At 63.5% G+C, this 12,765-nt stretch carries 12 protein-coding genes; 4 read left to right on the top strand and 8 right to left on the bottom strand.

Features of this window, described 5'->3' with window-relative positions; all coding sequences use genetic code 11:
- Positions 1-14: 14 nt before the first annotated feature.
- The 6 genes from JQ629_RS16575 to JQ629_RS16550 all read right to left on the bottom strand — a co-directional run bounded on the left by JQ629_RS16575 (position 15) and on the right by JQ629_RS16550 (position 5,770).
- Positions 15-491 (bottom strand): DUF1579 family protein, encoded by a 477-nt coding sequence (locus JQ629_RS16575; RefSeq protein ID WP_212413576.1) that lies wholly within the window; start codon positions 489-491, stop codon positions 15-17.
- A 2-nt stretch (positions 492-493) separates the two neighbouring features.
- Positions 494-1,690, bottom strand: a complete 1,197-nt coding sequence (gene sucC / locus JQ629_RS16570; protein WP_212413575.1) for an ADP-forming succinate--CoA ligase subunit beta — start codon at positions 1,688-1,690, stop codon at positions 494-496.
- A 132-nt stretch (positions 1,691-1,822) separates the two neighbouring features.
- Positions 1,823-2,791, bottom strand: coding sequence for a malate dehydrogenase (gene mdh / locus JQ629_RS16565; RefSeq protein WP_192739019.1), 969 nt, complete (start codon positions 2,789-2,791; stop codon positions 1,823-1,825).
- Between the two features lie 236 nt (positions 2,792-3,027).
- Positions 3,028-4,212 carry a cell division protein ZapE gene (gene zapE / locus JQ629_RS16560; RefSeq protein ID WP_212413574.1) on the bottom strand — a complete coding sequence of 395 codons (1,185 nt, stop codon included), beginning with the start codon at positions 4,210-4,212 and terminating at the stop codon, positions 3,028-3,030.
- Positions 4,213-4,439: 227 nt separating this feature from the next.
- Positions 4,440-4,976 (bottom strand): RNA 2',3'-cyclic phosphodiesterase, encoded by a 537-nt coding sequence (gene thpR, locus JQ629_RS16555; protein ID WP_212413573.1) that lies wholly within the window; start codon positions 4,974-4,976, stop codon positions 4,440-4,442.
- A gap of 146 nt (positions 4,977-5,122) precedes the next feature.
- Positions 5,123-5,770 (bottom strand): arylesterase, encoded by a 648-nt coding sequence (locus JQ629_RS16550; RefSeq protein WP_502753070.1) that lies wholly within the window; start codon positions 5,768-5,770, stop codon positions 5,123-5,125.
- Positions 5,771-5,825: 55 nt separating this feature from the next.
- Between JQ629_RS16550 and JQ629_RS16545 the strand changes: the two genes are divergently transcribed.
- The 4 genes from JQ629_RS16545 (at position 5,826) to JQ629_RS16530 (ending at position 10,775) form a co-directional block, all read left to right on the top strand.
- Positions 5,826-6,545, top strand: a complete 720-nt coding sequence (locus JQ629_RS16545; protein WP_212413571.1) for an ABC transporter ATP-binding protein — start codon at positions 5,826-5,828, stop codon at positions 6,543-6,545.
- Entirely contained in the window at positions 6,542-9,112 is a 2,571-nt protein-coding gene (locus JQ629_RS16540) for an ABC transporter permease (protein WP_212413570.1), read from the top strand. The genes JQ629_RS16545 and JQ629_RS16540 overlap by 4 nt, the downstream gene beginning before the upstream one ends.
- 245 nt (positions 9,113-9,357) lie before the next feature.
- Complete coding sequence (locus JQ629_RS16535; RefSeq protein ID WP_212267666.1) at positions 9,358-10,149, top strand: Bax inhibitor-1/YccA family protein; 792 nt, start codon at positions 9,358-9,360, stop codon at positions 10,147-10,149.
- Between the two features lie 83 nt (positions 10,150-10,232).
- Complete coding sequence (locus tag JQ629_RS16530; protein WP_212413569.1) at positions 10,233-10,775, top strand: GNAT family N-acetyltransferase; 543 nt, start codon at positions 10,233-10,235, stop codon at positions 10,773-10,775.
- A gap of 121 nt (positions 10,776-10,896) precedes the next feature.
- Here JQ629_RS16530 and JQ629_RS16525 read toward each other — a convergent pair whose 3' ends face one another.
- Together JQ629_RS16525 and JQ629_RS16520 are read right to left on the bottom strand one after the other, a co-directional pair.
- Positions 10,897-11,268, bottom strand: coding sequence for a DUF2794 domain-containing protein (locus JQ629_RS16525; protein ID WP_211999183.1), 372 nt, complete (start codon positions 11,266-11,268; stop codon positions 10,897-10,899).
- A gap of 529 nt (positions 11,269-11,797) precedes the next feature.
- Positions 11,798-12,559: a DUF1223 domain-containing protein gene (locus JQ629_RS16520; protein ID WP_192739310.1), complete on the bottom strand. Its 762-nt coding sequence runs from the start codon at positions 12,557-12,559 to the stop codon at positions 11,798-11,800.
- Positions 12,560-12,765: the final 206 nt, after the last annotated feature.

Genomic DNA, 12,765 nt, shown 5'->3' with positions numbered 1-12,765 from the left:
GATCGGAAACGGGATCAGTGGATTCGCCGATACGTGCCGGTGAGCACGTCGGCCCAGCCTTCGGCATCAGGCGAGAACTGGATTTTCATGGTGTAGTTGTTGTCGTCGACGACTTCATAGACGTGGCGCGCGTTGCCGCGCAGCGAGCCGCGCACCAGGATCAGCGTCTTGCCGGTCCAGCCGCCGGAGGCCGGCGCCGGGGAGTAGTAGCCAAGCGAATCGTGCCAGAACAGTTTGTAGTGGCGGTCCTCGCGGTCGTAAGTGAACACGCCATGGGTGGCGAAGCTTTGCTTGCCGTCGCGCATCTGGACGGCGTCCTGGATCAGATAAAAACCGTTGAGATCCATGCGCGCCTTGACATGCGCGGTCGCCGGGCCGCCCGCGTTCCAGCGCGAGGGATAGACCATCTCTTCGCCGCTCCACTCGCCGGCAAACACGGCGAGCTTGCGGTGTTCCTCCAGGGCAGTCGGTGCGGCGAGACGGTCAGCCATCGCTAGCCTCCCTTGACGGCATTCACGATTTTCTGTGCGGCATCGTCGAGATTATCGGCGGGCAGCACGTTAAGGCCGGATTCGCGGATGATCTTCTTGCCGGCGTCGACATTGGTGCCTTCGAGACGAACCACCAGCGGTACTTTCAAACCGACTTCCTTGACAGCCGCGACCACGCCCTCGGCGATGATGTCGCATTTCATGATGCCGCCGAAGATGTTGACGAGGATGCCCTTCACGTTCGGATCGGCGGTGATGATCTTGAAAGCGGCCGCGACCTTTTCCTTGCTCGCGCCGCCGCCGACGTCGAGGAAGTTGGCGGGCTCCATGCCATAGAGCTTGATGATATCCATGGTCGCCATCGCAAGGCCGGCGCCGTTGACCATGCAGCCGATGGTGCCGTCGAGCGTGACGTAGTTGAGATCGTATTTCGACGCCTCGATTTCCTTGGCGTCTTCTTCGGTCTCGTCGCGCAGGGCCGCGACTTCCGGATGCCGGTACATCGCGTTGTCGTCGAACGCCACCTTGGCGTCGAGCACGCGCAAATCGCCCTGCTTGGTGACGACGAGCGGATTGATTTCCAGCATCGCCATGTCCTTGGCGGTGAAGGCTTTGTAGAGCTGCGCGACCAGCTTCTCGGCCTGCTTGGCAAGATCGCCGGAAAGCTTCAGCGCCTTCGCCACCGTGCGGCCGTGATGGGCCATGATGCCGGTGGCCGGATCGACCGAGAAGGTGATGATCTTCTCAGGGGTGTTGTGCGCGACGTCCTCGATATTGACGCCGCCTTCGGTCGATACCACGAACGAGACTTCTGAAGTTTCGCGATCGACCAGGATCGAGAGATAGAACTCCTTGTCGATGTCGGAGCCTTCTTCGATGTAGAGGCGGTTGACCTGCTTGCCGTGGGCGCCGGTCTGGATCGTGACGAGGGTCGCGCCCAGCATCTGCTTGGCGAACTCGTTGACCTCGGCGACCGACTTGGCGATGCGCACGCCGCCCTTGTCGCCCGCGGAAGCTTCCTTGAACTTGCCCTTGCCGCGGCCGCCGGCGTGGATCTGGCTTTTCACCACCCAGATCGGGCCGGGAAGCGCCTTGGCCGCCGCTTCCGAATCCGAGGCCTTCAAGACTGGCACGCCGCGTGAAATCGGCACCCCGAATTCACTGAGCAACGCCTTGGCCTGGTATTCATGGATATTCATCTGGACGCTCCCCAAACCTTATACGGCAAGTTCTACAGCCCACCGATATTGGTAGTTGGCATACCATATACCAAAGGAACTGCAACCCCGAAAATTCTTTCGCCCCGTTTCCAGGGCGAAAGCTCAACAAAATCAACGGCCGAGCAGATCGGGCGCGATTTTCTTGCAGGCATCGACCAGGCCCTGCACGGCGCCGACCGACTTGTCGAAGGCTTCCCGGTCCTTGCCGGCCAGCTCGATCTCGACAATGCGCTCGACACCCTTGGAGCCGATCACAACGGGCACGCCGACATACATGTCCTTCACGCCATATTCGCCGTTGAGATAGGCGGCGCAGGGCAGCACGCGCTTCTTGTCCTTCAGATAGCTCTCGGCCATCGCGATGGCGGAAGCCGCCGGGGCGTAGAAGGCCGAACCGGTCTTCAGCAGGTTGACGATCTCGGCGCCGCCATTGCGGGTGCGATCGACGATCTCGTCGATCCGCGCCTGCGAGGTCCAGCCCATCTTGACGAGGTCGGGCAGCGGAATGCCGGCGACGGTGGAGTAGCGCGTCAGCGGCACCATGGTGTCGCCGTGGCCGCCGAGCACGAAGGCGGTGACGTCTTCCACCGAGACGTTGAATTCATCGGCGAGGAAATAGCGGAACCGCGAGGAGTCCAGTACGCCGGCCATGCCGACGACCTTCTTGTGCGGCATGCCGGAGGCCTTCTGCAGCGCCCACACCATCGCGTCCAGCGGGTTGGTGATGCAGATGACGAAGGCGTCGGGAGCGTATTTCTTGATGCCGGCGCCGACCTGCTCCATGACCTTGAGGTTGATGCTGAGGAGATCGTCGCGGCTCATGCCGGGCTTGCGCGGCACGCCGGCGGTGACGATGCAGACCTTGGCATTGTCGAGCGCCTCATAGGAATTGGCGCCGGTCAGATGCGCGTCAAAACCGTCGACCGGCGACGACTGCGCAATGTCGAGCGCCTTGCCCTGCGGCACGCCCTCGGCGATGTCGAACATGACGACGTCGCCGAGCTCCTTCAGGCCAATGAGGTGAGCCAGCGTTCCGCCGATCTGACCGGAGCCAATCAAAGCAATCTTGTCGCGCGCCATGGGAAATTTGTCCTTCTGAGACGTAGAGGAGGATGGAGAGTGAACTGGGAGGCTGGTTATCCCTTTCGAATGATACGTTCAAGTCGCGGCGTGCCCAATTGTAGGCCTTGCCTTCATTTCGATCAGGTATGCCACGGGCGTTCCCAACCGTCATTGCGAGCGAAGCGAAGCAATCCATCTATCCCCGCGCAGAGGGGTGGATTGCTTCGCTTCGCTCGCAATGACGGCGGAGAGACCTACGTCTCCACCAGCCCGGTGCTGGAGCCGCTCGCGGCTGAATCCTTCCGGCCGTGCGGGAGCGCCAGGTAGGATTCGGAACTCATTTCGATCAGCCGCGACGAGGTCCGCTTGAACTCGTTGGCCTCGTTGCCATCGGTTGCCAGATACAGCGACACCGGATCGGCTTCCGCCGAGGCCATCAGCTTCACGGCATTGTCATAGAGCGTATCGATCAGCGAGATGAAACGCTTGGCGGCGTTGCGCTCGGCGTAGTCCATGACAGGAATGCGGTCGACGAGGATCGTGTGATAGTCGTGCGCCAGCCGAAGATAATCCGACGCAGCCAGCGGCTGCTCGCAGAGTTCGGCGAAGGTAAAGCGGGCGACGCCGTGCGACGAACAGGGCACCCGCAGGATGCGGCCCTTGATTGCGATATCGCGTGCCTTGCAGGGCGCGTTGCCGGTCATCTTGCGCCAGGCCTTGTCGAGCGCGTCACCGGCGGCGTCATCCGCCGGCACCAGCCACATCTTCACGCCGGCGAGTTTTTCCAGCCGAAAATCCGTGCGCGCATCGAGCCGCAGCACGTCCATGTGGTCCGCGATCTGCGCGATGAAAGGCAAAAACAGCGCGCGGTTCAGGCCACCCTTGTAGAGGTCGTCGGGCGCCACGTTCGAGGTCGCCACCACGACGGTGCCGAGTTCGAACAGCTTTGTGAACAGCCGGCCCAGGATCATGGCGTCGGCAATATCGGTGACGTGGAATTCGTCGAAGCACAGCAGCCACGCCTGATCGAAGATCGCATTCGCGGTCAGCGCAATCACATCGCCGTCGGCGATCTCGCCGCGCGCGATGTCCTGCCGGTAGCCGTAGATCCGCTCATGCACCTCGGCCATGAATTCGTGGAAATGCGCGCGGCGCTTGTGCTCGATGGCGCTCTGCTGAAAAAACAGATCCATCAGCATGGTCTTGCCGCGGCCGACCTCGCCATGGACGTAAAGCCCGCGCGGCGGCTCGTCCTTGTCGGCGAACAGCCGGCCAAGCAGGCTCTGCTTGCGCAGCGGCTTGTAGCTGGACAGCCGGTCTTCCAGCGCCGCAAAGGCGTCCGCGGCGCGGGCCTGCGCCGGGTCGGCCTCGATCGCTCCGGAGGTGACCAGGCCCTGATAATGGGCGCCGAACGAGGTGGGTGGGGTGGTCGACAGCATGGCCCACCTTACGGCCCCAAGCGTGCGAAAATTGCAAGCCGTGAATTGGTGGTGGGGGTATGCGCGGCCCGTACCCCGGACGCCCGCCACAAAGATTGGTCGTCATCCCCGCGCAGGCGGGGATCCAGTACGCCGCAGCTTCTCTACTTAAGCACTGCGGTCTCTGGAATACTGGATCGTCCGCCTTCGCGGACGATGACAGCTATGGACCTGGCGAAAGGGCCTCCTCACGCACTCAACGCGTAGGAATCCTCGACCACGTAGGGGCCGCCGCCGGTGGAGGCGCGCGACGAGAACAGCACGAAGCGCGAGGCCATGAAGGTGCGGCTCGGAAAATAGCCGCGCACCGACAGATAGTCGGCGACATCCTGGCTCGAGGCGTCGTGCAGCCGCGCCAGCGTCACATGAGGGGTGAATTTGCGGCCCTCGGGATCGAGCCCCATGCGTTGCATCATCCGCTCGAGCTCGGCCTGCAATTCGATCAGCGGCCGGCTCGGTTCGACGGACGCCACCACCGCCCGCGGCTTGCGCCCGCCAAAACTCTGCAGGCCCTGCACCTTGACCTCGAACGGCCTCCGGTTGACCCGAAACAGCATCGAGGCGATTTCATTCGCCGACATGCCATCGATGTCGCCGATGAAGCGCAAGGTGACGTGATAATTTTCGGGATCGATCCAGCGGGCGCCCGGAAGGCCGCCACGCAAATTGGAAAGGGTCTGGCCAATCTCGGCCGGAATTTCCAGTCCAGCAAATAATCGCGGCATCGCTCGACTCCCGATGCTGAAACCCGGTGACGAATCACCGATCACCAATTTCTACCTGAGTTATATGACTCTGCGAAGCAGCCGGCGCCACTGGACCGGAAAGCTACGGGGAAAATTATCCAGTAGGGTTATTCCCTGCTGTATTTTCAGCTGCGTTGCGCAGATAACGCGCCAAGAAATGCCTCGACACTGGGCAGAATATTTTTCACGATGATGTCGACGCCCTCAGCGGTCGGATGCAATCCGTCCGGCTGGTTGAGCTTGGCCTCGGCGGCGACGCCTTCCAGGAAAAACGGATAGAGCGGCACGCCGAAGGATTTCGAAAGCTCCGGGTAGATCGCGTTGAAGCGGGCCGCATACTCGCTGCCATAATTCGGCGGCGCCAGCATCCCGCACAGGAGGACGGCGATCTTGCGGGCTTTCAGCCGGGTCAGGATATCGGTGAGCGCGGCGCGGGTGACGGCGGGGTCAGTACCGCGCAAGGCATCGTTGGCGCCGAGTTCGAGGATCACAGCCTCGGTTCCTTCCGGCACCGACCAGTCGAGCCGGTCGCGGCCGCCTGACGTGGTGTCGCCGGACACCCCGGCATTGATCATATCGACCTTTATCCCCTTGGCTTCCAACGCCTTTTGCAGGCGGACGGGGAACGCTCCGGTCGCCGCCAGGCCATAGCCGGCACTCAGGGAATCGCCGAGCACGACCATCTTGATCGGCTTGACCGGGGGTGTGGCCGGGGTCTGCGCAAAAACCGTCTGTGTCGTCATCAAGGCCATAATCAACACGAGTATGTGCACGAACATACCTATCCGGCCCTCGACCCCGGCGGCGGAATTGCCATATGACCGATCCATGGACAGTCTCATCGAACCCTCGTCACTAACCGGCCTGGAGCCGGACACCATTTCCATTTCCAACGTCAATCTCTCGCTCGGCACGGGCGCGGCACGCGTTCATATCCTGAAAGATATCAGCCTTCGTGTGGCACCGGGCGAAGCGATCGGCCTGATCGGACCGTCAGGCTCGGGAAAGTCGACCTTGCTGATGGTGATGGCGGGGTTGGAGCGGCCTGACAGCGGAGAGGTGGTGGTGTCAGGCACGCCGTTCAATGCCCTCGACGAGGACGCCCTCGCGCGCTTCCGCGGCCGCCAGGTCGGCATCGTGTTTCAGTCCTTCCATCTGATCCCGACCATGACGGCGCTGGAAAACGTCGCGGTGCCGCTGGAGCTCGCCGGCAATCCCGATGCGGCCAAACGCGCCGAGCAAGAGCTGACCTCGGTCGGCCTCGGCGATCGGCTGCATCATTATCCGACGCAACTCTCCGGCGGCGAGCAGCAACGCGTCGCGCTGGCCCGCGCGCTGGCGCCGGATCCTGCGATCCTCGTCGCGGACGAACCGACCGGCAATCTCGACGAGGCGACCGGCAAGCAGATCGTCGACCTGCTCTTCACCAAGCATTCCGAGCGCGGCATGACCTTGGTGCTGGTGACGCACGACACCTCGCTGGCGCAACGCTGCGACCGCGTGGTGCGGCTGCGATCGGGCCGCATCGACGGACAGTCCACTTCATGACCATGGCGCCGGAAGCCGCTGGCGGCAGCCGCGCGTCATCGCTGGCGCTGCGCTACGCGCTTCGCGAATTGCGCAGCGGACTGCGCGGCTTTTACGTGTTCATCGCCTGCATCGCGCTTGGCGTGATGGCGATTGCCGGCGTCGGCTCGGTTGCGGCCAGCCTCAGCGACGGCCTGAGCCGCGAAGGCCGCACCTTGTTGGGCGGCGACGTCGCATTCTCGCTGATCCAGCGCGAAGCCACGCCAGAGGAAGTCGCCTTCCTGCGCGCCCGCGGCGAGGTTTCGGTCGCAGCCGCCTTGCGGGTCATGGCCCGCAGCGGCGACGGCAGGCTGGCGCTGGTCGAACTCAAGGCGGTGGACGGCAAATACCCGATGCTCGGGGAGTTGACGCTTGATCCCAAGATGCCGGTTGCGGACGTGTTGGCCGAGCGCGACGGCGTATTCGGCGCGGCGGTGGATTCCGTCCTGCTGGCACGGCTCGATCTCAAGATCGGCGACCGCATCAGCATCGGCAACGCCAACTACCAGATCCGCAGCGTGGTCAGCGCCGAACCGGACAAGCTCGCCGGCAATGTCGGGCTCGGCCCGCGCGTCCTGGTCAGCGAAACCAGCCTGCGCGCGACCGGATTGCTGCAGCCCGGCAGCCTGGTGCGCTGGATCTACCGGCTAAAATTGCCTGATAACGCGGCCGACGAGCGAGCAGCGACCCAACTGATCGACAGCGTGCGAACCGCGTTGCCGGAAGCCGGCTGGTGGATCCGCAGCCGCGCCAACGCCTCGCCGCAGCTCGAGCGCACCATCAGCCGTTTCACCCAGTTCCTCACGCTGGTCGGCCTCGCCGCCCTCCTGGTCGGCGGCGTCGGCGTCGCCAACGCCGTCAAGAGCCATATCGACCGCCGCCGCGACGTCATCGCCTCGTTCAAGGCGCTCGGCGCCACCGGCCGCGACGTTTTCACGATCTATCTGACCCAGGTGATCGTGCTCGCCGGGATCGGCTCCATCATCGGACTCGCCGCCGGGGCAGCGCTGCCGTTCGTCATCGTCGGCCTGTTCGGCAAGCTGCTGCCGCTGCCGGTGATCCCCGCGCTGCATCTCGACGAGCTCGCGCTGTCCTTCATCTACGGCCTGCTGACCGCGCTCGCGTTCGGGCTGTGGCCGCTCGGACGGGTGCACGACGTGCCGGTAGCGGCGTTGTTCCGCGAGGAAGTCGCCCGCGAATGGCACCGTCCGCGCTGGCGATACCTCGTCTTGATGGCCGTCGTGATCGCGCTGCTGATCGCGGTCGCCATCGGCCTTGCCTACGACAAGCGCATCGCGGCCGTGTTCGTCGCCTCGTCGGTTGCGGTGTTCGCGCTGCTGCGCGGCGTCGCCGCCGGCCTGATGGCGTTGGCGCGCCGGCTGCCGCGATCTGATATCACCATGCTGCGGCTGGCGATTGCCAACATCTACCGTCCCGGCGCGCTGACGCCGTCGGTCGTGATGTCGCTGGGCCTTGGCCTCGCCGTCCTCGTCACCATCACCCAGATCGACGGCAATCTGCGCCGCCAGTTCCTGGCGGCGTTGCCGGACCGCGCACCCTCGTTCTACTTCATCGACATCCCGACCTCGGAAGCCGATCGCTTCGGCGCGTTTCTCAAGCAAACTGCGCCGCAATCGACCGTGGAGGATGTGCCGATGCTGCGCGGACGCATCGTCGCGGCGCGCGGCGTCAAGGCCGACGAGCTCAAGCCGACGCGGGATACCGAATGGGTGCTGCAGAGCGACCGCGGCCTGACCTATACGGCCGACATCCCCAAGGGCTCGAAAGTCGTCGAGGGCGATTGGTGGAGCGCAGACTATCGCGGGCCGCCGCTGGTCTCGATGGAGAAGAAGATCGCTGACGGAATGAAGCTCAAGATCGGCGACGAGATCGTCGTCAATGTGCTGGGCCGCGACATCCCGGCGAAGATCGCCAATCTGCGTAACGTCGACTGGCAGGGCCTCGGCATCAATTTCGTGCTGGTGTTCTCGCCCAACGCCTTCAAGGGCGCGCCGCACACCCATGTCGCGACCCTGTCCGAGGCTCACCCGGATCCGGCCGGCGACGCCCGGATCATCAAGCAGGTGGCCGACGCGTTCCCGATGGTGACCAGTGTGCGGGTCCGCGAGGCGCTGGACACGATCGGCACCGTCGTCACCAATCTGACGCTCGCGATTCGCGGCGCCAGCGCCGTGACGCTGATCTCGGCCATCCTGGTGCTGGGCGGCGCGCTCGCCGCCGGCCATCGCCACCGGGTCTACGACGCGGTCATCCTGAAGACCCTTGGCGCGACGCGGGTGCGGCTGCTCGGCGCCTACGCGCTGGAATATCTGATGATCGGCCTGGCCACGGCGGTGTTCGGCGTGATTGCAGGCTCGGTTGCGGCCTGGCTGATCGTAACCCGGTTGATGACGCTGAGCTTCATATGGCAGGCCGGCAGCGCCGCCGGCGTCGTCGCCGCGGCCCTGATCGTCACGGTAGGCCTCGGACTCGCCGGCACGTTGCTGGCCCTGAACCAGAAGCCGGCCAGCGTGCTGCGAAATTTGTGACAATTTGTAGCGGGCGGCAAGGCCGCGTTAACGCTGCTTTTGCTGGAAAATAGCTATCTAGAGCGACATTCAGCCGCGCGTGGAAGCTTGCAGCGAATGTGTTAGTTTCCCACATACCAGTCTGGGACAGAGGCCGGTTTGATGACACCGAATTAATGTCAGCAAATCGCGGCCTTTGGGCTAGATATTCTAACCGGCGACGCAAACCCCTTGCGATCCGCCGGGCAACCAACGGGAATTCGACCATGTCGGACCTAGACCGTAACTACGCTTCTCCTTTCGGCCGGGCCGCCGGACGCGTCGATGCCGCGGCCGTCGATGCCGGTCTGCGCGCGTACATGCTGCGCATCTACAATTACATGTCGATCGGGCTGGCCATCACCGGTCTGGCGGCGCTCGGCGTCTACATGATGGCGGTGACCCCGGATCAGTCGGCCGGCGTCGCCAAGTTCGGCAGGGAGTTCCTGACGCCGTTCGGCTACGCGATGTATGTCAGCCCGCTGAAGTGGCTGTTTATCCTCGCGCCGCTGGTCATGGTGTTCGCGATCTCGTTTGGCATCAACCGGCTGAGGCCCGCGACGGCGCAATTGCTGTTCTGGGCGTTCGCGGCGCTGATGGGCGTATCGCTGTCGTCGATCTTCCTGGTGTACACCCACACCTCGATCGTGCGGGTGTTCTTCATCACGGCGGCGACCTTCGGCGCGCTGAGCCTCTACGGCTACACCACCAAACGTGACATGAGCGGCATGGCGTCGTTCCTGTTCATGGGCCTGATCGGCATCATCATCGCGAGCGTGGTCAACATCTTCCTCGGCAGCTCGATGCTGCAGTTCATCATCTCGGTGGTGGGCGTGCTGGTGTTCGCGGGCCTCACCGCCTATGACACCCAGCGGCTGAAGAACGACTACATCTACGGCTATGCCTCGCAGGGCGGTGACATTGCGGAAAAGGCGGCGATTACCGGCGCACTTTCGCTCTACCTGAACTTCATCAACCTGTTCACGCTGCTGCTGCAGCTGCTTGGCCAGCGCGACTAGCGCCCCAGCCCAGCCAAAGAATTGAAGCCCCGGCCTCGCGGCCGGGGCTTTTCTTTTGCGGCCAGCAAAAATAATCTGTCACCATGTCTACGCCCGATATCAGGCCCGCCACCGAGGCCGACCTCCCCTTTGTCACCGACATCTACGAGCACGCGGTGCGCTACGGCACCGCGACATTCGAGCTGATCCCGCCCGATCTCGCCGAGATGACCCGGCGGTTCCGCGCGCTGATGGAAGGGGGTTTCCCGTATTTCGTCGCCGCGGTGGAAGGCCGGGTGATCGGATATGCCTATGCAGGCCCCTACCGCCCTCGGCCGGCGTATCGCTTCACGGTGGAGAACTCGGTCTATCTGCAGCCGGCGACCCACCGCCGCGGCATCGGCCTGCTGCTGCTGCAGCGGCTGATCGCCGAATGCGAAGCGCGGGGCTACCGGCAAATGATCGCCGTCATCGGCGATTCCGCCAACGCCGGCTCGATCGGCGTCCACACCAAAACCGGCTTCCAGATGATCGGGACCCACCCCTGCGTCGGTCTCAAATTCGGACGCTGGCTGGACACGGTGATGATGCAGCGCGCGCTCGGCGAAGGCGCCGCGACGGTGCCCGCGGATTCGAAAGCTTCGTAGCCCGGATGGAGCGCAGCGCAATCCGGGAATAATAAGCTACAGCGGCCCCGGATTTCGCGGAGCCTGTCATCGGGCGCGCATTCGCGCGACCCGTTGGCTTCATCCGGGCTACAGGACCGCGCTAGACAACCGCCAGCTTGCGATCGATCACCAGCAGCACGCGCTCCAGCTCATGGCCGCGGCGCAGGATAAGCCCGGTCGCCGAGATCACGCTGTACATGCCCTGCTTGCGCGCCAGCCGCGGATCCTTCTCGATGCGATAGATCGGGACTTCGGAGGCGCGGCGGAACACCGAGAACACCGCGCGGTCCTTCAGGAAGTCGATGGCATAATCACGCCACTCGCCATCGGCGACCATGCGGCCGTACAGATTGAGGATGCGATTGAGCTCCAGGCGATTGAACGTAACGCTATTCGGCAGCGGACTTGCAGTGGCGGTGCGCGCCACTGCGCGACTCCCGCTTGGATCAGTGTCCTCCGACATCGAACTCATCGAGCGCCTCCTGTCGTCTCCGGCATGGCCTTGTTCCGAAAAACCTGTCCCTGGTTTGCGCTGACGCGGCCCTTCGGCTCGGGATCATGACAATGACATGATCGCGCTAACCGCCGGGCACCGCAAGGCCCTTTGAAATTGCGACGGAAACCGCGACAGACCGTCCGGCAACGCCGGAAATACCGAGTCACGGGAACGTTAGAGGAATCATATTGCTGCCCCACTTCCGCCCATCGCCCGCCCCGCTGGCTTGCGACAAGTGAATCCTGCGTTGACCCGGTCCTTTCGGTTCCGGATTCCTCAGCCCCCAGCCCCCCGGGGCCGTCGGGATCGGGTCTGTTCGCAGGGGAGCTTTCTCCCGCACTGGGCCAACGAGAGTTGGTCCTTTTTCTTTTGGGGGGTGCGCTTCATCACTGTTGTCATTCCGGGATGCGCCACTTGGCGCAGGCCCGGAATCCATAACCACGATAATGCGTATGGATTCCGGGCCTGCGCCAAGTGGCGCATCCCGGAATGACGACGGGAGAAATCAGCGCAGCGGCGTGTAGGCCGCGCCCAGCATCGGGCCGGGCTTTTCGCGATTGCCGTCCTGGACATAGACGACCGCGGCATCGACGCCATCGCGGGAGATGTTTTCGAGCGGAACGGTCCAGCTTCCGGAATTGCCGTTCCAGTCCCCGACCTTCAGGATGTTGCGCACCACATTGTAGTAGGTGACCTGGCGGCCGCGGTTTTCGCCGCGCCCGATCGAGATCGGCACCGCCTTCGAGACCGAGCAAATCCAGACTTCGCCCTGCGATGAAGTCGGCGCGTTGCTCGCCGCCACCGAGACGTTGATGTGCTTGCCGGACAACGTCATCGTCACCGGCACCGACATCACGCCGGCGGCCTTCTGGGTGTGCTGGATTGCGCTGTCGATGCCTGCACGATCGCTGCCGACCACCTTCGCCGAACCGTTGACGATGACCTGCGGCGTGTAGACGTCGCGATCGCCACGCATTTGCGAATAGGCTTTCTGACGCGCGCTGAAGCGCGAGTCCGCCAGCGTATCCTTCCAGCCCAAATAATCCCAATACTCGATCGGCATGCTCAGCGCGATCACGTTGGGATCCTTGGCAAGCTCGCCAATGATCTCGTCGGCCGGCGGGCACGACGAGCAGCCTTGCGAGGTGAACAGCTCGACGACCGCGCGCGGATCGGCATGAGCGGGACGGATAATCGCGACAATGGCACAGACGCCAAGCGCACTCGACCATCGCGAAATCGAACTATTGGCCATCATCGCTGTCATACTGCGAACCGGTCCTGGCGATTTCTATCCGTATTTGTACGGGGCATGATTTTCTATCCCTAAGCGCGCACCCCAGACGCAAGAAAGCGGCCTTTTCATAGGCCGCCTTCTTCCCGGTCGCTACTCACGTAGCAGTGAGGCACCGATCACAAATCCGCGTTTCAAAGCGTTTTCAAGCGAAGCATGCCCCCGGACTTGATCCGGGG

The organism is Bradyrhizobium sp. AUGA SZCCT0222 (assembly GCF_018130205.1).
Classification (GTDB): Bacteria; Pseudomonadota; Alphaproteobacteria; order Rhizobiales; family Xanthobacteraceae; genus Bradyrhizobium.
This window is presented reverse-complemented; position numbering and strand designations above follow the sequence as displayed.

Bases quoted from the DNA above. Each gene is read 5' to 3' on its own strand.
- JQ629_RS16535 (WP_212267666.1), top strand. From the start codon at position 9,358: ATGTCGGACCTAGACCGTAACTACGCTTCTCCTTTCGGCCGGGCCGCC.
- zapE (WP_212413574.1), bottom strand. From the start codon at position 4,212: ATGCTGTCGACCACCCCACCCACCTCGTTCGGCGCCCATTATCAGGGC.
- JQ629_RS16525 (WP_211999183.1), bottom strand. From the start codon at position 11,268: ATGAGTTCGATGTCGGAGGACACTGATCCAAGCGGGAGTCGCGCAGTG.
- JQ629_RS16520 (WP_192739310.1), bottom strand. From the start codon at position 12,559: ATGACAGCGATGATGGCCAATAGTTCGATTTCGCGATGGTCGAGTGCG.
- mdh (WP_192739019.1), bottom strand. From the start codon at position 2,791: ATGGCGCGCGACAAGATTGCTTTGATTGGCTCCGGTCAGATCGGCGGA.
- thpR (WP_212413573.1), bottom strand. From the start codon at position 4,976: ATGCCGCGATTATTTGCTGGACTGGAAATTCCGGCCGAGATTGGCCAG.
- sucC (WP_212413575.1), bottom strand. From the start codon at position 1,690: ATGAATATCCATGAATACCAGGCCAAGGCGTTGCTCAGTGAATTCGGG.
- JQ629_RS16575 (WP_212413576.1), bottom strand. From the start codon at position 491: ATGGCTGACCGTCTCGCCGCACCGACTGCCCTGGAGGAACACCGCAAG.
- JQ629_RS16530 (WP_212413569.1), top strand. From the start codon at position 10,233: ATGTCTACGCCCGATATCAGGCCCGCCACCGAGGCCGACCTCCCCTTT.
- JQ629_RS16540 (WP_212413570.1), top strand. From the start codon at position 6,542: ATGACCATGGCGCCGGAAGCCGCTGGCGGCAGCCGCGCGTCATCGCTG.
- JQ629_RS16545 (WP_212413571.1), top strand. From the start codon at position 5,826: ATGGACAGTCTCATCGAACCCTCGTCACTAACCGGCCTGGAGCCGGAC.